The organism is Mesobacillus sp. S13, assembly GCF_020422885.1.
Taxonomy (GTDB): Bacteria; Bacillota; Bacilli; order Bacillales; family Cytobacillaceae; genus Mesobacillus; species Mesobacillus selenatarsenatis_A.
In genome coordinates, this window is record NZ_CP084622.1 from 1,363,554 (window position 1) to 1,382,216 (window position 18,663).

Annotated in this window: 18 protein-coding genes; 14 read left to right on the forward strand and 4 right to left on the reverse strand. The window is 42.7% G+C overall.

Annotated features, from left to right (window positions below):
* Nucleotides 1-188: 188 nt before the first annotated feature.
* The 3 genes from yjfP (at nucleotide 189) to LGO15_RS06850 (ending at nucleotide 2,745) form a co-directional block, all read left to right on the forward strand.
* Entirely contained in the window at nucleotides 189-956 is a 768-nt protein-coding gene (yjfP, locus tag LGO15_RS06840) for an esterase (RefSeq protein WP_226087153.1), read from the forward strand.
* A 79-nt stretch (nucleotides 957-1,035) separates the two neighbouring features.
* Nucleotides 1,036-1,347 carry a metal-sulfur cluster assembly factor gene (locus tag LGO15_RS06845; RefSeq protein WP_167832161.1) on the forward strand — a complete coding sequence of 104 codons (312 nt, stop codon included), beginning with the start codon at nucleotides 1,036-1,038 and terminating at the stop codon, nucleotides 1,345-1,347.
* A 273-nt stretch (nucleotides 1,348-1,620) separates the two neighbouring features.
* A complete protein-coding gene (locus tag LGO15_RS06850; protein WP_226087154.1) occupies nucleotides 1,621-2,745 on the forward strand; it encodes a TIGR04053 family radical SAM/SPASM domain-containing protein in 1,125 nt (374 codons plus the stop codon).
* 71 nt (nucleotides 2,746-2,816) lie between these two features.
* Here the strand turns inward: LGO15_RS06850 and LGO15_RS06855 are convergent, their stop codons facing one another.
* Complete coding sequence (locus tag LGO15_RS06855) at nucleotides 2,817-3,515, reverse strand: Crp/Fnr family transcriptional regulator (RefSeq protein WP_226087155.1); 699 nt, start codon at nucleotides 3,513-3,515, stop codon at nucleotides 2,817-2,819.
* Nucleotides 3,516-4,004: 489 nt separating this feature from the next.
* On the opposite strand from LGO15_RS06855, the gene LGO15_RS06860 reads away from it, so the two are divergent.
* The 3 genes from LGO15_RS06860 (at nucleotide 4,005) to cls (ending at nucleotide 8,484) form a co-directional block, all read left to right on the forward strand.
* Nucleotides 4,005-5,504 (forward strand): nitrate/nitrite transporter, encoded by a 1,500-nt coding sequence (locus LGO15_RS06860; protein ID WP_226087156.1) that lies wholly within the window; start codon nucleotides 4,005-4,007, stop codon nucleotides 5,502-5,504.
* Nucleotides 5,505-5,807: 303 nt separating this feature from the next.
* A complete protein-coding gene (moaA, locus tag LGO15_RS06865; RefSeq protein ID WP_318999827.1) occupies nucleotides 5,808-6,824 on the forward strand; it encodes a GTP 3',8-cyclase MoaA in 1,017 nt (338 codons plus the stop codon).
* A gap of 148 nt (nucleotides 6,825-6,972) precedes the next feature.
* Nucleotides 6,973-8,484: a cardiolipin synthase gene (gene cls / locus LGO15_RS06870; RefSeq protein ID WP_226087157.1), complete on the forward strand. Its 1,512-nt coding sequence runs from the start codon at nucleotides 6,973-6,975 to the stop codon at nucleotides 8,482-8,484.
* 59 nt (nucleotides 8,485-8,543) lie between these two features.
* Here the strand turns inward: cls and ric are convergent, their stop codons facing one another.
* Nucleotides 8,544-9,242: an iron-sulfur cluster repair di-iron protein gene (gene ric / locus LGO15_RS06875; RefSeq protein ID WP_226087158.1), complete on the reverse strand. Its 699-nt coding sequence runs from the start codon at nucleotides 9,240-9,242 to the stop codon at nucleotides 8,544-8,546.
* Between the two features lie 222 nt (nucleotides 9,243-9,464).
* Between ric and glp the strand changes: the two genes are divergently transcribed.
* The 3 genes from glp (at nucleotide 9,465) to LGO15_RS06890 (ending at nucleotide 11,810) form a co-directional block, all read left to right on the forward strand.
* On the forward strand, nucleotides 9,465-10,730 hold the full coding sequence (gene glp / locus LGO15_RS06880) for a molybdopterin molybdotransferase MoeA (protein WP_226087159.1): 1,266 nt from the start codon (nucleotides 9,465-9,467) through the stop codon (nucleotides 10,728-10,730).
* Nucleotides 10,718-11,236, forward strand: coding sequence for a molybdopterin-guanine dinucleotide biosynthesis protein B (mobB, locus tag LGO15_RS06885; protein WP_226087160.1), 519 nt, complete (start codon nucleotides 10,718-10,720; stop codon nucleotides 11,234-11,236). Before glp ends, mobB begins: the two co-directional genes overlap by 13 nt.
* A 127-nt stretch (nucleotides 11,237-11,363) precedes the next feature.
* Entirely contained in the window at nucleotides 11,364-11,810 is a 447-nt protein-coding gene (locus LGO15_RS06890; RefSeq protein ID WP_226087161.1) for a respiratory nitrate reductase subunit gamma, read from the forward strand.
* 112 nt (nucleotides 11,811-11,922) lie between these two features.
* Here the strand turns inward: LGO15_RS06890 and LGO15_RS06895 are convergent, their stop codons facing one another.
* A complete protein-coding gene (locus LGO15_RS06895; protein WP_226087162.1) occupies nucleotides 11,923-12,495 on the reverse strand; it encodes an MEDS domain-containing protein in 573 nt (190 codons plus the stop codon).
* Between the two features lie 246 nt (nucleotides 12,496-12,741).
* Here LGO15_RS06895 and LGO15_RS06900 point away from each other — a divergent pair, with 246 nt between their 5' ends.
* Nucleotides 12,742-13,458 carry a YwiC-like family protein gene (locus LGO15_RS06900; RefSeq protein WP_226087163.1) on the forward strand — a complete coding sequence of 239 codons (717 nt, stop codon included), beginning with the start codon at nucleotides 12,742-12,744 and terminating at the stop codon, nucleotides 13,456-13,458.
* A gap of 57 nt (nucleotides 13,459-13,515) precedes the next feature.
* Here the strand turns inward: LGO15_RS06900 and LGO15_RS06905 are convergent, their stop codons facing one another.
* Nucleotides 13,516-14,208, reverse strand: a complete 693-nt coding sequence (locus LGO15_RS06905) for a Crp/Fnr family transcriptional regulator (protein WP_226087164.1) — start codon at nucleotides 14,206-14,208, stop codon at nucleotides 13,516-13,518.
* A 228-nt stretch (nucleotides 14,209-14,436) separates the two neighbouring features.
* On the opposite strand from LGO15_RS06905, the gene argC reads away from it, so the two are divergent.
* The 4 genes from argC to LGO15_RS06925 are packed head-to-tail and all read left to right on the forward strand — an operon-like array spanning nucleotide 14,437 to nucleotide 18,656.
* Nucleotides 14,437-15,471, forward strand: a complete 1,035-nt coding sequence (gene argC, locus LGO15_RS06910; protein WP_226087165.1) for an N-acetyl-gamma-glutamyl-phosphate reductase — start codon at nucleotides 14,437-14,439, stop codon at nucleotides 15,469-15,471.
* A gap of 11 nt (nucleotides 15,472-15,482) precedes the next feature.
* On the forward strand, nucleotides 15,483-16,718 hold the full coding sequence (argJ, locus tag LGO15_RS06915) for a bifunctional ornithine acetyltransferase/N-acetylglutamate synthase (protein WP_413231376.1): 1,236 nt from the start codon (nucleotides 15,483-15,485) through the stop codon (nucleotides 16,716-16,718).
* A complete protein-coding gene (gene argB, locus LGO15_RS06920) occupies nucleotides 16,699-17,505 on the forward strand; it encodes an acetylglutamate kinase (RefSeq protein WP_226087166.1) in 807 nt (268 codons plus the stop codon). The genes argJ and argB overlap by 20 nt, the downstream gene beginning before the upstream one ends.
* Nucleotides 17,502-18,656: an acetylornithine transaminase gene (locus tag LGO15_RS06925; protein ID WP_226087167.1), complete on the forward strand. Its 1,155-nt coding sequence runs from the start codon at nucleotides 17,502-17,504 to the stop codon at nucleotides 18,654-18,656. Before argB ends, LGO15_RS06925 begins: the two co-directional genes overlap by 4 nt.
* Nucleotides 18,657-18,663 lie beyond the last annotated feature (7 nt).

The window sequence follows — 18,663 nt, forward strand, 5'->3', positions numbered from 1 at the left end:
TTTGATAAATCCTATGCGTATGATTGGCTCTTTTTTCGTAAGAGTTCTACAATACATATATTGGATGATGGTTAATTGGTCTTATAACCACTATGGTAACCATTTTACATATAAATTGTAAAAAAATCATTTTAGATACATAAAAGGGCGGTAAATTTCTGTACCGCTCGCTTCAGGAGGGTTAATCATTGATTTTAGTCGAAAAGAAACGCATTCACCATATTCCCGTTCTCCATATTGTAAAACAGAAGCAATTTTCAGATAGAATGCCTTTGATTGTTTTCCTTCATGGGTTTACGAGCACGAAAGAACGAAACATGCATTATGCTTATCTTTTTGCTGAAAAGGGCTTCAGGGTCATCATGCCAGAGGCGAAATATCATGGAACCCGTGGCAAAGGGCTGACAGAGAATGAATTAGGCTTCCGTTTTTGGGAAATAGTCATCACATCTATCGAGGAGCTTTCGACGATCAAGACAGAATTGGTTGAGGAAGGTCTGGTCGATCAAGCTAGAATCGGTGTGGCTGGAACATCAATGGGCGGCATCACGACACTCGGAGCAATGGCCAAGTATGAATGGATCAAAGCTGGTGTCAGCTTGATGGGCAACCCTTCATATGAGCAGTTTGCGTTATGGCAGCTGAATGAAATCGAAAAAAAGAATGTCAAGATAGGTTTATCCCAAGAACAAATATCAAGTTTGCTAAACCAGTTGAAACAATACGATCTAAGCCAGCAGCCTGAAAAGTTGAACAAACGCCCGCTGTTATTTTGGCATGGAAAGTTAGATTATGTCGTACCATATCAATCTGCATATCATTTTTACGAGCAAAACAGGAAAAGCTATGAGGGAACAGAAGGAATGTTTGAATTCATTACAGACGAAAATGCTGGACACAATGTGTCAAATGCAGGCGTGGAGGCAACAGCAAATTGGTTTGAAAAGCATATATGACGCCTTTCCGCTTTAAATGATTATCAATCATTGTTATGATAGAGATAGGTTGCAGCAATAAAAAAGGGAGTGTTCACCGATGGATGAAGAATTAAAAGATAGCATAATGGGTGCGCTTGAGATGGTCGTTGACCCTGAACTTGGCGTAGATATCGTTAATTTAGGGCTTGTATATGATGTGGATTTGAACGAGGAAGGGCTTGCGACAGTGACAATGACATTGACGTCTATGGGCTGCCCGCTAGCCGGCACGATTGTTGAGCAGGTGAAGTTGGCGCTTGCGGACCTTCCGGAAGTTAAAGATACTGAAGTGAATATCGTCTTCAACCCGCCATGGTCCAAGGACATGATGTCCCGTTACGCAAAAATAGCATTAGGTGTGAGAGATTAAGTTCATAACAATGAGCAGCAGGAAAAACTCCTGCTGCTTTTCTATTGTTGTGGGAAATCACAAAGCATTCGTTCAGGATAACTATATGGATTTTCTTAATCTAGATTCAGCGCCTAGCGCCACTCGAGTCGCTTGCGCTTTTTGTTCTTCCAGGTCACAAAATTGTCATATAAAAAGGCAATTATGGGTCTATTTATGTGAGTTAGTTCACTTAATCATGTTGGAAACACTTATATACTTCTTTTATAGAGAAGTACTTAAGGAGGCGCCAATATGTTTGAAAGAGATTTTAACAAAGACCCATTCATTGTGATTTGGGAACTTACAAGAGCCTGCCAATTAAAATGCCTGCACTGCCGTGCGGAAGCACAATACAGAAGAGATCCGCGCGAACTGTCTTTTGAAGAAGGGAAAGCGCTGATTGACCAAATATATGAAATGAATAATCCGATGCTTGTCTTCACGGGTGGGGACCCATTGATGAGGGAGGATGTATTTGATATTGCTGAGTATGCCGTGAAAAAAGGCGTACGTGTTTCAATGACACCAAGTGCGACACCGAATGTGACGAAAGAAGCGATTGAGAAGGCGAAGTCGGTTGGATTATCCCGCTGGGCATTCAGTATTGACGGTCCGACAGCTGAAGTCCATGACCACTTCAGGGGAACAGCGGGTTCTTTTGATTTGACGATGGAAAGAATCAAGTATTTGCATGAGCTCGAAATTCCAATTCAAATCAATACTGTTATTTCAAGATATAATATTGAGTATTTAGATGAAATGGCTAAGATGGTCGAAGATTTGGACTGTGTTCTTTGGAGTGTCTTCTTCCTTGTCCCTACTGGGCGTGGACAGGAAAAGGACATGATCTCTCCGGTAGAGCATGAAAAGGTCTTCACTTGGCTTTATGATTTAAGCAAAAGGGTCAAGTTTGACATTAAGACGACTGCGGCCCAGCATTATCGCCGTGTTGTCATCCAGCAAAAAATGCGGGAAGCGAAGGATCACACTGAAGAAATCGATTATTTGACTGCGCTGACAAAAGAAGGATTGACTGGCTCAATCGACGGCCTTGGCCGCGCGCCAAAAGGTGTCAACGATGGCAATGGTTTCGTGTTCATTTCCCATGTTGGGGATGTCTATCCGAGCGGACTGCTGCCTGTGAAAGCAGGCAATGTAAGGGAACAGCTGCTCGCAGAGATTTACAGGGAGTCTCCGGTATTCAAGTCATTGAGGAATCCGGATGAATACAAAGGAAAATGCGGAGTGTGCGAATTCAGGCATGTTTGCGGAGGTTCACGTTCACGGGCATACGCCATGACTGGTGATTACCTGGAGAGCGAGCCATTCTGCGTGTACATTCCTAAAGCACTGCGAAAACAAAAACAGGAGAGCTGATGAGCTCTCCTCCGGATACGATTGAAAAAGCGAGGGAAGCCATAAAGGCATTCACTCGCTTTTTTTTTCATTTAATCTATAGAACAAAATATTGCCGGGCAATTTTCGCAGCCAATTTCCTGGCGGAGAAAATTCACATCATGTACAAGGATTTTTCCTTTTTTAACCGAGATTATTCCTTCGCGCTTCAGGTCGTTCAGGATGCGGTTTGTACTCTCGCGTGAAGTTCCGCAGAAATTAGCCAGCTCCTGGTTGGTCAGCGGCAAGTCAATCAATATGCCGGTATCTTTTTGGACACCGTAGCTGTTGGTCATTCGGATCAAGGTGGAGAATAATGCTCCTTTTTTTCCGTTTAGCACTAGGTCGCGGAACTTAGTCTGAGTTTTGCGGAAATGGTCGCTCATCCACTTCATGAATTCAAAAGCGAGTGACGGATTGTGGAAAATCTCTTTTTCAATTACATCTTTTCTGATTGCTGCGATTTTTGCATCTTCGAGAATAAGTGCACTCAAGAGATATTTAGGTGCATAGGTGAACAGAGTCAGTTCTCCGCAAATATCATTTTCCCCGCATATTCTTAAGGCGAGCTCGCGGCCATCCTGGGTGACCTTGCTGATTTGGACCTTGCCGCCCAGAATCAAGTAAAGCTCCTCAGCCTCCATGCCTTCCTGGAACAGGTATGAACCTTTTGGCACATGGATCGTCCGGTCGGCAAACTGGAGTAATTCTTTAATTTCAATTGAATGAGTTACTTTAGTTGTGTTTGGCATGGTCATCACCCTTTTTTTGATTTTAATAAGCATAAATTTCACTTTGAGAAGTGTCTAGCTCCTGCGCCTAGACCCTCGAGACGTTTCGGTCCGCCCAATGAAGTCAAAGAGCGACTTCAGCGGTCGGCCCTCCAACGCTAGTCGGGTCTGACCAAGGCGCATGCGCTTTTCGTTTTTTCCGTGGCAGATCTTTATTGACCCAATAATAACATCGGGATAGTGTTAACTAAATATTGATAAAGGAAAGTTCATAATCTCGTCACAATCTAAGACGGTTTTGTTCACATTTTAGAAACAATGTTTTTCTCTGTTTTAATTATATCGATAAAAGATGACGGGTGTTTCGCATGTTTAGAACCAACTGTGACAGTTTATTGAACAAAAAAGATGATGTGAAGTTCGTCATATCCAATATAATTGATTTTTCTTACTATTTATCTAAGATAATGTCTGGGATTTTTAATCATCTGCAAACTAAAGGGGGAAATCATGAAACCACAGAACATTCAATTGTCACTTCAAACGTTGAGTCTTGTGGCCGGATTTATGGTCTGGGTTATTTTATCCGCATTAATGCCCTTTATTAAAGAGGATATCCAGCTGGATGCGAACCAGGTTGCAATGGCCACTGCCATTCCTGTTGTCCTCGGGTCTGTCCTGAGAATCCCAATTGGGTTCTGGACGAACAAGTATGGAGCAAGGAAACTGTTTTTTACCAGCTTTGCCTTTCTTTTGTTCCCTGTGTATTTCATCAGTATTGCTGATTCCTTTATTGATTTGTTGATTGGTGGCCTGTTTGTCGGAATCGGGGGAGCGATCTTTTCTGTGGGTGTCACCTCACTACCGAAATATTATTCGAAGGAACGCCATGGTTTCGTTAATGGTATATATGGAGTAGGAAATCTGGGAACTGCGGTTACAACGTTTACAGCACCGGTTATAGCTGCGCAATTAGGGTGGCAGCCGACAGTCAAGCTTTTCATAATTTTGTTAATCGCATTTTCAGTCCTTAACTTTTTCGTTGGTGACAAAAAAGAACCAAGAGTTGTGACTCCTATGGGTGAGCAAATAAAGAGTGTATATAAAAACCAGAAGCTTTGGGCACTGAGCTTATTTTATTTCATTACTTTTGGTTCATTTGTAGCCTTCACGATTTACTTGCCCAATTTCCTTGTATCTCATTTCGAACTTGATAAAGTCGATGCTGGACTAAGGACAGCAGGCTTCATTGCCCTCGCAACCTTTTTAAGGCCGATTGGCGGCTGGCTTGGTGATAAATTTAACTCTTTTGTCATACTGATGGGTGTGTTCGCTGGAATGACCATTTCAGGCATCCTGCTATCCTTCACACCATCATTGACATTGTATACAGTTGGCTGTCTCGCAGTCGCAATCAGTGCTGGCATCGGGAACGGAACTGTCTTCAAGCTAGTCCCGCTTTATTTCTCCAAGCAAGCGGGAATCGTGAACGGAATTGTATCAGCGATGGGCGGTTTAGGAGGATTTTTCCCACCCCTTATGCTTGCATTCCTTTATAACCTTACCGGACATTACGCCATTGGTTTCATGGCCTTATCACAGGTGGCACTGGCAAGTTTGATTATCGTGATTTGGATGTACTATCAGGATAAATTAAGTCTTGCTAAAAATATCATCGACCACACGGCTGAGGGAATCATGATTACAGATGTAAAAGGAACGATCCAACAAGTAAATCCAGCATTCACGACTGTAACTGGCTACAATGCAGAAGAAGTAATTGGGAAAAACCCACGTTTTCTACAATCCGGAAAACATGGGGAAGACTTTTACAGGGAGATGTGGAAAGTGATAGCGGAAAAGGGATCCTGGCAGGGGGAGATTTGGAATAAGAAGAAAAATGGATTGATTTATCCTGAATTCCTGACAATCAGCATGGTGAAAAATGAGGCAGGCGAACTCAAGAACTTTGTTGGCATGTTCAGTGAAATGACCATGGAAAAAGAATGAGAGCTTTAAAAAGACTGCGTCCATGATGCGGTCTTTTCTTGCTTTACCAGGAAATTTTGGGCTTAAAACTCTGATAACACACGTAGACGCTTACATCTCCCAAAGATTTTATGACAACATCATGACATTTCTGCATAAAAACACTATCCTGGCAGTTATTATGTTGTAATATAGACATAAGGATGAAATCTACTATTCTAATAGAAGACTAAAAATGTTACTGTGAGAATATTAACAGTTAACAACCTATGTTGCTGTTACAATGTCAGTAATCATCACTTCTATAATTGGAGTTGACACATAATGGTGAAAAACATAATAAAAGATCAATTAAATAGACCGCTCCGCGATTTGCGTATTTCTGTTATAGATCGATGTAATTTCCGCTGTCAGTATTGTATGCCAGCTGAGATATTTGGCCCTGATTTTGTATTTCTTCCTAAAAGCGAGTTATTGTCTTATGAAGAAATTGAACGGGTAGCAAAGTTATTCATAGAGCTTGGGGTGGAAAAAATCAGGCTTACAGGCGGGGAGCCGTTGATGCGCAAGGATTTGCCGATTCTTGTCAGGATGCTGAATGACATCGAAGGATTGAAGGATATCGCTTTGACCACCAATGGCGTAATGCTGCCTAAGCATGCGGAGGAGCTGTATGCTGCTGGCCTGAAGCGGGTCAATATCAGTTTGGACAGTCTTAAAGATGAATTGTTTGGCGAAATTAATGGCCGGAATGTCGGCGTCGGACCTGTATTAAAAGGGATCGAGGCAGCGAAGAAAGCTGGCTTGGGCGTTAAGATCAATATGGTTGTCAAAAAGGGACTCAATGATACGGAGATTCTACCAATGGCCGATTTCTGCAAAAAAGAAGGCTTGGAGCTTCGCTACATTGAATACATGGATGTGGGCAGCACCAACGGCTGGAAGATGGACGATGTCATCACCAAGAAACAGATTCATGACCTTATAAGCCAGCACTATGAATTGGAACCGGTTGATCCTGAGTATTTCGGTGAGGTCGCTAAGAAATACCGCTATAAAGGTACCGATATTAATGTCGGCTTCATTTCATCGGTATCAGAGTCATTCTGCTCAAGCTGCACAAGGTCACGTTTGTCAGCGAACGGCCAGATCTTCACTTGCCTGTTCAATGGAAATGGCCACGATATCCGCGACTTCATGCGCGCTGGTGCCACAGATGATGAACTCCGCGCCCGCATTACTGACGTTTGGAACCATAGAACAGACCGCTATTCGGATGAACGAACAGCTGAAACAGTTGCGAACAGAAAGAAAATCGAAATGTCCTATATTGGCGGCTAAGACTCCTTCGGGGGTCTTTTTTTTTTGAGAAAAGCTCTTATCGTAAACTTGTTTGCTTCCTGCTGCTGTATATTGGGGCATACTATGTTTCCAATCAAATGAATTTAGGGTATACATAAATCTACTATAAATTTGTTGGAGAATGCTGATGCTAAAGAGAAGACTTGAATTTTTATTTGTATTTATTTTAATGGTATGTTTTTATATTGTATTTTTCACCGGCTACAGCCAGGCAATCAAACTAACAGCCTTAACGACTTATGCGATGATTATCATGATCAGCATGTATTCATTGATGCTTGAGAACCGTTCGGCTCAGCACACTCTGATGTGGATGTATGTCATGATGCTGTTTCCTGTGGGTGGTTACTTCTTCTATTTGTTTTCAGGTCAGTTGTATATAAAAGGTTACTTGTATAAGAGTAAGCGTATGCGTGACCGGGAGCAATGGGAGAAACTGATGAGAAAGGAAGAGTCGAGGAACCTTTCTTTTTTAATAGAGAATCAGCAGTGCTTTGCGCAATATGCGAAAAACGCAACTTTGACTCCGATTACAACTGCTTCCCGGGCAAAAGTCCTGAAAGATGGCGAAGAGACTTTTGCGGAAATTAAAAAGAGGCTTCGTAAAGCTGAAAAATTCATTCATATGGAATATTATATCTTCAGATCTGACAGGCTTGGCAGGGAGATTATCGAAATCTTGATTGAAAAAGCGCGGCAGGGAGTCGAGGTGTTGTTTATCTTTGATGCCGCTGGCAGCATGAAGATCGCTGCAGCAGATTTAAAGGCCATGCAGGATGCAGGTATAAAAGCGACTCCATTTTCCCCGTTGAAGTATGGCTTCTTCAACCAGAAATTCAATTTCCGAAATCATAGGAAAATCGTCGTCATCGATGGAGAAATCGGTTTTGTCGGCGGTTTGAATGTCGGTGTCGAATACCTGGGTGAAGATGAAAAGATCGGATTCTGGCGGGACACACATATGATGCTGACTGGAGAAGCTGTCTATACCCTTCACAATGTGTTCCTGCTGGATTGGGAATATATTAGCGGTGAGGATGTATTGGAAGATCATCGTGCAGTGAAAAAAATCCATGAAGATGGTGAGCTCGATGGTGCGATCCAGGTGGTGCCAAGCGGACCAGATACGCAGCAAGGAATCATGAGTGATTTTTACTATACAATGATGTCTTGTGCGACGAAATCAATTTGGATTGCAACTCCTTATTTCGTTCCTGATGAAGCAATCCGGACGGCACTGAGAGTTGCGGCAGCCAAAGGTATAGAGGTAAGGATCATGGTACCGGAAATCAATGATAGTTATCTGACTCAGTATGCAAGCCGCTCATACTTTTCGGAGCTCCTGCGGAATGGGGCTGAAATCTACTCCTATAAAAAGGGGTTCTTGCACCAGAAGGTCATCATTGTTGACGGGAATATTGCTTCGATTGGGACAGCCAATATGGACATGAGGAGTTTCCATCTTAATTTTGAAGTGAATGTCTTCTTGTTTGGCACAAGTTCGATCAGGGACCTTGTGGCTCATTATGAAGAGGATCTTGAAGAGTCGGAGAAAATCAGTCCTGTTCAATATCATAAGCGTGGATATTGGGAGCGAACAAAAGAATCGTTCGCCCGGCTGTTTTCAGGTGCATTGTAAATGGACGGAAATAAGGCCCCATCTTGAGAGATGGGGCCATTTGTTTCAAGTGCTCCTAGTTAAGCAATATACCTTGGGAACAGAATGTTATTTTCTAAATGAACATGCATAAAAGTGTGTGCTTCCAGTGCTTCCAGACGCTTGTAAACTAAACGATATGTTCCGCATGCATCAAGTGGCGGATTGAAGTCAGCAGTGATTTCCCGCAATTCTTTCAGGATTGAGCCAGCATGATCGTGTTCTTTCTCAAGCTCTGTGATCTCTGCGATCATTTCGGAACGCTTTTCCTGGTTGGCGGTATCAAGCTGGAGCAATAGCGGGAATACAGTCGCTTCTTCTTTTGCTGTATGCTCCAGAAGCTCCTTCTTCAACTCATAGAAGAGCTCATAGACTCTCAACAGCTCTACGTGACGATCACCATGGACTTTCGCTACCTTCGTTACATACGGGCTGAGCAGTTTTAACTCTTCTTCAAGCTCGCGGTGATATTTGTTTTTAATATGTTCGATCAATTCCTCAGAATCAGTTTCAGTCCAGACTTCCATGCTTTCTGCATTGCCATTATGCTTACGGTATAACTCCTCTAGCGCGGCCATGATTGCCGGAACATCAAGGTTTTGTTCAGTTGCCGCTTCAGCAAGAGGACGATTTCCACCACAGCAGAAATCCAGCCTATTTTGCTTGAATAAATCACTTGATTGCGGGAATATATTGACAATATCTTTAACTAAAGAATTTTGATCAAAAGGCATTATCATATAAGAAACCTCCAGTAAATTATTTAATACTGTTTACATACTCATCATAAAGGAAATGGATTTACTACTTGGTGATGTGTATCACACTTCACAAAAAATCTACATATTTTCAGTAGATTTTATGAGAGAATACTGTGAGGTTTGTTATGTTTTCATTTTTCCATTACTCTTATAATTAAAAGGGTAAATTTAGAAGGTAAGCCTGCTATAGGAGCTGATCATATGTTAGAAAAAAGAAACCCTATTCCGATTGGGGAAGCAGTTAAGAGAGTGATGGAGCATAAGAAAAAAGGCTCCACTGAATATGTTTCAATCAATGAAAGCTTTGGACGCTATCTATCTGAAGACTTGAAAGCTACCAGCGATGTGCCGCATTTTGACAGGGCGCCATACGATGGCTATGCAATCCGGTCTGTCGATACTCAGGAAGCCTCTCAAAATCATGCTGTTGAATTTGAAGTGGTAGACCATATCGGAGCAGGTATGCTGACGGATAAAGAACTTGGCCCGTTCCACGCGGTCAGAATCATGACAGGAGCCCAGATGCCTGTTGGTGCAGATGCTGTCGTCATGCTGGAATTAGCAAGGGAAGTCGAGCGGGACGGTAAAAAATACATGGAAACGAAGCGGAAGCATAATAAAGGGGACAATGTTTCTTATCGTGGAGAGGATGCCAGGGAAGGCGAAGTGCTTGTTAAAAAAGGTACGTTCATCAATCCTGGTATTCAGGCAATGCTAGCTACTTTTGGATATGCTAAAGTCCCAGTTTCGAAGAAGCCAGTAATCGGACTTTATGCCACAGGAACTGAATTGCTTGATGTAGATGAGCCGCTTGAACCTGGGAAAATCCGTAACAGCAATTCTTATATGATTTCCGCTCAAATCCTTCGGGCAGGAGCTGAAGTGAAATACTTTGGCCAGCTGCCGGATGATTTTGATACATGCTTCGATGCTGTAAGCAACGCGATTAAGGAAGTCGATTTATTCATTACAACTGGCGGGGTATCCGTAGGAGATTACGACTATCTGCCTGAGATTTATGCAAAACTGGGAGCAGAAGTGTTGTTCAACAAAGTTGCGATGAGACCGGGAAGCGTCACTACGGTTGCGCAGCTTGATGGAAAGTTATTGTTTGGTCTATCAGGAAACCCGTCAGCATGCTATGTTGGCTTTGAATTGTTCGCCCGTCCAATCATAAGGACGATGCTGTTCACTGATAAGCCTCATTTGAGGAAGGAGAAAGCGGTTCTTGATGCCAATTTCCCTAAGGCGAATCCTTTTACCAGATTTGTTAGAAGTGCCGCTGGCATTCAGGATGGCAAGTTGGTAGTGACACCTAGCGGCCTGGATAAATCGAATATCATCATGAGCCTGGCTGGTGCTAACTCCCTCATGATCCTTCCTGGAGGTACACGAGGCTTTGAGGAAGGAACAGAGGTGGAGGTTCTGATGCTCGAAGACCATATGGGCAGTGAATGGCCTTGGTAAAACCATTGCTGTTCCAGGTGGCAGGGTATCAAAACAGCGGCAAGACCACGCTGAGCCTAACATTGATCCAGCAAATGACTGCAGCAGGTCTGAAGGTCGCCACCATCAAGCATCATGGTCATGGCGGCAGGCCGGAGGTTGTTGAATCAAAGGATTCAGGTAAGCATGTAATGGCCGGGGCTGCTGTTTCACTTGTCGAAGGTGGAGGCAGGTTGGTCATCCAGGCCGAAAGCGGATCTTGGTCGCTTCCTGAAGAAATAGATTTGCTATCCTTCTTCAACCCCGATGTCATTTTAATAGAAGGCCATAAGCATGAGTCATATCCCAAGGCCGTAATCCTTCGGGATATGAATGATATAGAGCTCTTGGGAAAACTGGAAAATATCCAGGTTGTTTTATGCCGGGACCCGGAATTGGTGAATAAGTTGAAGGATACAGCTGTCCCTGTTCTCAATATGGAGCATGGAGCAGACTGGATTACAACACACCTTTTAAATAAACTTTAGGTGTTTTCCTTTAATTATTTCAGGTTTTAGCAAGAAAAGTTCTTATTTTAGACATATACGGCGACTTTTGTCACTGTCACTTCATACTTACCCAGTTAGAATGTTAATGGGGTTCAGGTTGTGACATATGTGTGAGGTGAGAGCGATGGAAATGCTGCATATCTTCTTATGGATTGTGTATCCATACTCGGTTGTGGCAATTGTGGCAATGGGTCTAGTCTGGCAGTACGATGCATCAAGAGAAGAAGGAACACGTTCGAAAGCAGGAAGGCTTCTGCTAGGCATCGTCAAAATACTTATGGCTGCCAGCACTGCAACCGGCATTGCCATTGTGCTTTCGAGCAGCATAGCTAACGAACCAGTATTGCTGTTAAGATGGCTCATCAGCCTAGCGCAACTGCAGCCGGACATGAGTCTGGTCATGGATGTATCCATTCTCTCGAAGGTGCATTTTATTTTTGTATTCCTATTTCTATTGAGTTTGGCATTCACCAAGGAAATTTACTATTTGCTAAAACCGCACTTATATTTAAAAAAGATCTTTTTAAAGCTTCAATTTGAAAGAAGAGGCTGAAGGTAGAAGGCTGTTTTAGTTTGAGGAACCAAGTTGTATAGAACTTGGCATTATCCGGGTTTGATATAATGGCAACATAAAAAACGCTTAGGGGTACCTAAGCGTTTTTGTCTTATATTAACCCAGGTGTTTCCAGGTATTCAGCGGAAATAGTGAACTTATCATCTTTTAAGACATAAGGATGTGTTTCCATCAGAATTTTTATAAGATGATCTGGCATTTTCGCTCCTTCGTATGCACAAATCAGTGGAAAAGACAGTGAATTTACGGCTTCGTCTACTATTCTCTCAAAGTCTTCAATTATATCAAGTGGGTCTTTCATCGTAGCCCACTCCACATGTGCCCAGGATCGGAAAGGGATAGCATTTTCTATATACGGTTGAACCGTTTTATTAAAGTATTCGAGGATTGCTGGAGGATGATAACTGCCACTGGAGTAATAAAAGTCGAAATTGTTTACGCTATGAACAAATTTCATTTGATCTTCCGTTAATCGCGATTTAAGCTTCTTGTGAATGGAGCGGAAAAGAGGTTCATTTTCAATGAAAATAACATAATCTCCCGCTATCACACCATCTTCAATAAAATCAACAGCCTGTTCAATGTATTTCTCCACTTCATTATAGGAATACAGAACATGTACGCTCCGTTGATCTTTAAACAATTGATTCATTTCTTTTTTCAAATGATCACCCCTTATTTCATGATTCCCTCAAGTTTACTACACTGCCAGGAATAATGATATCCCTGTTCAAGTAAAATCCCTGAATGGCGCTTCGAGCTTTTTTACAAGAGATATGTTTCACTTGAATGGGTTTTTGACATTTCGGTGTCGGTTGGGTTTTTACAGGAGAAAATGTGATGTGTTTCACTTATTCATCCCTTTAACTCCTTTATATTTAAGGTAAGAAACATAAGGGAGTGTTCATCCATGAAGTTATTTATGCCAAAACAGCATGGTGCCTGGGCGATGTTGATCATCCCTTTTTGGCTGGGAGCAGCAGCAAGTGGAATAGTCTGGCAGCATGTCCCGTTTTTTATCGGATGGCTTTTACTATATTTAGGAACATATCCGCTTCTGTTAATGTTCAAGAAAAAGAAAATTCCATTCTATCGTAAATGGGCGCTTATTTATATAACACCAGCGCTTGCGTTCCTGATGGTTCCATTGTTCACAACGCCAAGCATCGTCAGCTTTGGTCTTGCGATGATCCCGTTTTTCGTGATTAATGCGTACTTCTCTGCAAAAAATAAAGACCGTGCCCTCCTGAATGACTTAAGTGCTATTGTTGTCTTTTCTATTGCCGGACTGGCCAGCAGCTATCTGCCAAACGGGGAAATCAATGAAAATTCACTACTGGTCTTTGCATCCAGCATTCTATTTTTCACCGGAAGTACATTCTACGTAAAAACAATGATTCGCGAAAAGAAGAACAGCCAATTCAAATGGATTTCCTGGACATATCATCTTTTGGTTCCTGTTCTATGGCTTGCAGCCGGTGAGTTCATAGTCGCTGTGGCCGCAGTGCCAAGCTTAATCAGAGCTGTAGTATTTTATGGAAAACCGCTTTCTGTCATGAAGGTAGGGATATACGAAATCGTCAACGCCGTCCTGTTCTTTATCATCATGCTTTTTGCGATTTTATAAAAACTCCAATGCAATATAGATAAAAAAAGCCGCCAGTTCACAGTCTGGCGGTTTTCTTTATTCAATATTGCATACCTCAACCGGACAGTTCTCACAATCTATCTCTCTCTTGAGCACATTGAGGGAATGGACGGTTATGAATCCTTTATCAATGGAAATGATGTTACTTTTCCTCAGTTCGCTCAATAATCTGTTCACGACTTCGCGTGATGTACCACAGAAGTTTGCTAGTTCCTGATTCGTCAGCGATACATCGATTTTTAAGCCATCTTCGGTTTTGACTCCGTAGCTGTTCACCATTCGGATTAGCGTTGAGTATAAAGCACCTTTCTTCCCATGAAGAACAAGATCCCTGAACCTTGTTTGCGATTTGCGATGCTGCAGGGATAGCCACTTTACGAGTTCCAGTGCGAGCCCGCTATCCTTTTCAATTTCTATCTCTAACTTTTCCTTTGGAATCACTGCCACTGTCCCGCTTTCGGAGGCACGGGCATTCAGTATATGCTGAGATGCCGAGCTGAACAAAGCCAACTCGCCAACTAATTCTCCAGCTGAACACATCCTGATAGTCAACTCGCGGCCATCTGGAACCATTTTGCTAATCTGAAATTTACCGCTTTGGATAATGTATAACTCTTCTGCGATATTGCCTTCTTCAAAAAGGAAGCGGCCTTTGTCAATACTCTTGATTCTGTGAACCTTTTCAAAAAGCTTATTCAAGTTTGGTGACAACGTTGTTGCAGTCAACATATGAATTCCACCTTATTAAGAGGAGTTTTTATACTCCCTTCCGTATCTGATATTAATATAATTATATTGTAAATCATACAAAGCCAGCAATAAAATTGTGAATTGTTCACATAATTGTTAATAAATCTATTGCGTTTTGATTCTTTTGTTCTTATAATAAAAAGAAATTTATTTATAATTATAAATTTTTATGGTTATTTATACATAAAGTTGAAAAGGAGGTTTCAAGTGAAGGCAGCGATCATCGGTACTACAGGGTATGGTGGCGGAGAGTTGATCCGTATCCTTGCAAATCATCCATTTATGAAAATCCATTCAATCCACACGACAAGGGATGAAAAACCTGTTTCAGAAGAATATCCCCATTTAACCGGAATATTTGATAAGGTCCTCACCAAGATTGAAACTGACAAAATCGCCGAGGAAGCAGACATTGTCTTCTTGGCAACTCCTTCAAAAGTTTCCGGAAAGCTTGCACAATCATTTTTCAATAAGGACATTAAAGTTATTGATCTATCAGGTGACCTGAGATTGAAAGACGCAGCAGCCTATGAAGCCTGGTATAAGCATGAATCAGTTCCTGCTTCTATTCTGAATGAAGCAGTATACGGGCTTAGCGAATGGAATAGGGAGCAAATCAGGAATGCCAACCTGCTGGCGAACCCTGGCTGCTATCCGACTGCAGCTCTCCTCGGGCTGGCTCCTGTGCTTTCAGAAAAACTGATTGATTCAAACAGTATCATTATCGACGCAAAATCTGGTGTTTCCGGTGCTGGCAGGTCTCCGTCAATTGGAACATTATATGCGGAGTTGAATGAAAATTTCAAAATTTATAAAGTGAACGAACATCAGCATATCCCTGAAATCGAGCAGCAGCTTAGCCTATGGAATGATGCCGAGGTAACCGTTACCTTCAGCACTCACTTAATGCCGATCACGAGGGGAATTATGACCACAATATATGTCCAGTTAAAAGAAGAATCGGATACTTCTAGATTGCTGGATTTATATGAAGAAACTTATGATGGCCACCCTTTTATAAGAGTTAGGAAGAATGGGGTGTTCCCTTCCGTAAAAGAGGTCAAGGGATCGAACTACTGTGATATTGGGTTGCATGCAGACAGCAGGACTGGGAGGCTGACGATTGTCTCAGTGATCGATAATCTCATGAAAGGTGCTGCAGGGCAGGCGGTCCAAAATGCCAATATCATGTTTGGATTTGAGGAAAGTGCAGGACTGGAAATGATTCCACTGTATCCATAAAGGAGGATAATATGTACCAGGCAATGACCGATAAGAAAAAAATTAGAATCATCCATAATGGAGGCATTTTAACGCCAGTAGGGTTCCAGTGCGGTGGAGTACATGCAGGGCTGCGCTATGCCAAGCACGATTTGGGTATGATTGTAAGCGAGAAGCCGGCGAGTTGTGCCGCTGTCTACACGACGAGTCATTTCCAGGCGGCTCCATTGGTGGTTACACAGGAAAGCATAGCAAAGGAACAGGTACTCCAGGCAATCATTGTCAACAGTGCATGTGCGAATGCTTGTACCGGAGAACAAGGGTATCAGGATGCATTGAAAATGCGTTCTCTGGCAGCAGAAAAATTCGGGATTCCTGAACATCATGTCGCTGTAGCATCAACTGGTGTCATCGGTGAATTCATGCAAATGGATAAAATTCAGAGTGGTATCGGGAAGCTGTCAGTTGGAAAAGCAACTGAGGATGCAAGGGATTTCCAAACAGCGATTCTGACAACGGATACGGTAATGAAAAGCTGCTGTTACTCTGCTGAAATTGATGGGGTAACAATTAGTATAGGGGGAGCAGCGAAAGGATCAGGGATGATTCACCCTAATATGGCTACAATGCTTGGTTTCTTGACAACAGATGCAAAAATCTCAAGTGAACATCTTACTGCCGCGCTAAAAGAGGTAACGAACACAACCTTCAATCAAATCACAGTTGATGGAGATACATCTACGAACGATATGGTGCTTGTGATGGCAAATGGTACTGCGGGGAATCAACCGTTGGATCCAACCCATCAAGACTGGGCAGTTTTTGTAGAACTGTTAAAAGAAAGTTGTGCTAGTCTTGCGAAACAGATTGCAAAGGATGGTGAAGGGGCAACTAAGCTGATAGAAATCTCGGTATCTGGTGCAATGTCTGATGAAGAAGCGCGCAAGATAGGAAAACAGATTGCAGGCTCCAACCTCGTCAAGACAGCAGTTTACGGCGCAGATGCGAACTGGGGACGGATTATTGGGGCAATTGGCCAGAGTGGAGCATCCGTAAATCCCAAAAATGTTGATATTTCCCTTGGAGAAATTACTATGCTTAAAAATAGTACACCGATTGCATTTGATGAAGATCATGCGAGGGAATATCTGATGAATGAAAAGGTCGAAATATTCGTCGACCTCCATCTGGGAGAAGGGAAAGGAATGGCCTGGGGCTGCGATCTTTCCTATGATTATGTGAAAATAAATGCAAGCTATCGGACGTAAAGGAGCGGATTCATTGGAAACGGTGGTCATTAAATGTGGTGGAAGTGTTCTTAAGGACCTTAATGACAATTTCTTTAATAGTCTTAAAGAATTGATCGAGGACGGACTTTACCCTGTCATCGTTCACGGTGGAGGGCCAGCGATCAATTCGATGCTTGAGTTACTTGAAATCGAGACAAAATTCAAAGAGGGTCTACGTGTGACATGTGAAAAGACCATTGAAATCGTTGAAATGGTACTGTCTGGACAGACGAACCGGCAGCTTTGCAGCATGCTGTCGATGCATGATTTCCATGCTCTCGGCATCAATGGCAGTGATGGCCGATGCCTTCAAGCAGAGTTTATTGATAAGCAGGGTTTAGGATTCGTCGGAACCATTACCCATGTGAATACAAACTTGATTATGATGGCGATTAATAATGGCTATATCCCCGTGATTACTCCAATCGGAATCACTCAGGATGGCAGCAAGCTTAATATAAATGGTGATTATGCAGCAGCCTCGATTGCGAAAGCATTAAAGGCTGAACGCTGTGCATTTGTAACCAATGTGGACGGCATCCTGATAAAGGGAGAGCTGGTCGGCGAAATGTCGGAAAGTCAAATTGAAAGCTATATATCAGATGGGAGCATCTATGGAGGAATGGTTCCGAAGGTTATGTCTGCATTGTCAGCTACAAAGGCGGGAGTCGACACTGTCATGATTATTTCTGGCAAAAAGCAATTCTATAAAAATAACTGCTGGCACGGAACAGCGATTGCCACAAAAGAAGAGGTGTATGAATGAGCCATTTATTCCCGACCTATCAACGATGGGAAATAGAGCCTGACAAAGCAGAAGGGACGATTATCTATGGAAAGGACGGTCAACGATACCTTGATTTTACTTCTGGTATTGGTGTCTGCAATTTGGGTCATCGCCCTGAGGCAGTTGAACTTGCTGTCAAGAAACAGCTGGAATTGTTCTGGCATGTATCCAATCTGTTTCCGCAAAGCATCCAGGAAGCAGCAGCGAAAAAGCTCGCAGAAGAAACTGGCCTAGATTGTGTATTTTTTGCCAATAGCGGTGCTGAAGCAAACGAAGCAGCTATTAAACTGGCAAGGAAAGCTACGGGCAGGGGGAAAATCATCACTTTCATGCAATCCTTTCACGGCAGGACCTTTGCAGGGATGGCTGCGACCGGCCAGGAAAAAATCAAGCAAGGGTTCGGAAGAATGCTTGAAACATTTATCCATCTGCCATTCAATGATCTGGAGTCACTAAAAGCTGAAATTGATAAGGATACAGCTGCGGTGATGCTTGAAATTATCCAGGGTGAAGGCGGCATCCATGTCGTTACCAACGAATTTATAAAAGAAGCAGCAAGTTTATGTGCTGAAAACGGAGTCCTGCTTATAATCGATGAAATTCAAACCGGGGTCGGCCGGACAGGGAAGCCATTTGCCTTTCAGCATTTTGGGATTGAACCCGATATCATCACCGTTGCCAAAGGTCTTGGCAATGGGTTTCCGATAGGAGCGGCAATTGGCAAAGCTGAATTAGCAGAGTTTTTTGGCCCAGGAAGCCACGGATCGACATTTGGCGGGAATCCAATCAGCACATCGGCAGCATTGGCCGTTATGGAAGCCATTTTTAACGCTGGATTCCTGGAAGAAGCATCTGCCAAGGGTGAACTATTATTTGACTTGCTTCACAAGAGCGTTGGTGGTTTGGATATTGTGAAAGAAATCCGTGGACTCGGATTGATGGCCGGAATTGAACTGAATGTTGAAGCCCAGCCAATTCTTGCTGAATTGAGGAAATCTGGATTGATTGCACTGTCTGCAGGAGAAAAGGTAGTCCGTCTGCTTCCGCCGCTGAATGTAACAAGGGAAGAGGTAGAAGAGGCTGTGTCATTGATGAAATCTACTCTAAGTAACTATAAGGTAACAGTATAAATTTTTT

Excerpts from the sequence above, each read along its gene's own strand:
- argB (WP_226087166.1), top strand. The coding sequence starts at position 16,699 with ATGCAAGCTATCGGACGTAAAGGAGCGGATTCATTGGAAACGGTGGTC.
- LGO15_RS06860 (WP_226087156.1), top strand. The coding sequence starts at position 4,005 with ATGAAACCACAGAACATTCAATTGTCACTTCAAACGTTGAGTCTTGTG.
- LGO15_RS06905 (WP_226087164.1), bottom strand. The coding sequence starts at position 14,208 with ATGTTGACTGCAACAACGTTGTCACCAAACTTGAATAAGCTTTTTGAA.
- mobB (WP_226087160.1), top strand. The coding sequence starts at position 10,718 with ATGGCCTTGGTAAAACCATTGCTGTTCCAGGTGGCAGGGTATCAAAAC.
- LGO15_RS06900 (WP_226087163.1), top strand. The coding sequence starts at position 12,742 with ATGAAGTTATTTATGCCAAAACAGCATGGTGCCTGGGCGATGTTGATC.
- glp (WP_226087159.1), top strand. The coding sequence starts at position 9,465 with ATGTTAGAAAAAAGAAACCCTATTCCGATTGGGGAAGCAGTTAAGAGA.
- cls (WP_226087157.1), top strand. The coding sequence starts at position 6,973 with ATGCTAAAGAGAAGACTTGAATTTTTATTTGTATTTATTTTAATGGTA.
- argJ (WP_413231376.1), top strand. The coding sequence starts at position 15,483 with ATGTACCAGGCAATGACCGATAAGAAAAAAATTAGAATCATCCATAAT.
- LGO15_RS06850 (WP_226087154.1), top strand. The coding sequence starts at position 1,621 with ATGTTTGAAAGAGATTTTAACAAAGACCCATTCATTGTGATTTGGGAA.
- LGO15_RS06855 (WP_226087155.1), bottom strand. The coding sequence starts at position 3,515 with ATGCCAAACACAACTAAAGTAACTCATTCAATTGAAATTAAAGAATTA.
- LGO15_RS06925 (WP_226087167.1), top strand. The coding sequence starts at position 17,502 with ATGAGCCATTTATTCCCGACCTATCAACGATGGGAAATAGAGCCTGAC.
- ric (WP_226087158.1), bottom strand. The coding sequence starts at position 9,242 with ATGATAATGCCTTTTGATCAAAATTCTTTAGTTAAAGATATTGTCAAT.
- moaA (WP_318999827.1), top strand. The coding sequence starts at position 5,808 with ATGGTGAAAAACATAATAAAAGATCAATTAAATAGACCGCTCCGCGAT.
- LGO15_RS06845 (WP_167832161.1), top strand. The coding sequence starts at position 1,036 with ATGGATGAAGAATTAAAAGATAGCATAATGGGTGCGCTTGAGATGGTC.
- LGO15_RS06890 (WP_226087161.1), top strand. The coding sequence starts at position 11,364 with ATGTGTGAGGTGAGAGCGATGGAAATGCTGCATATCTTCTTATGGATT.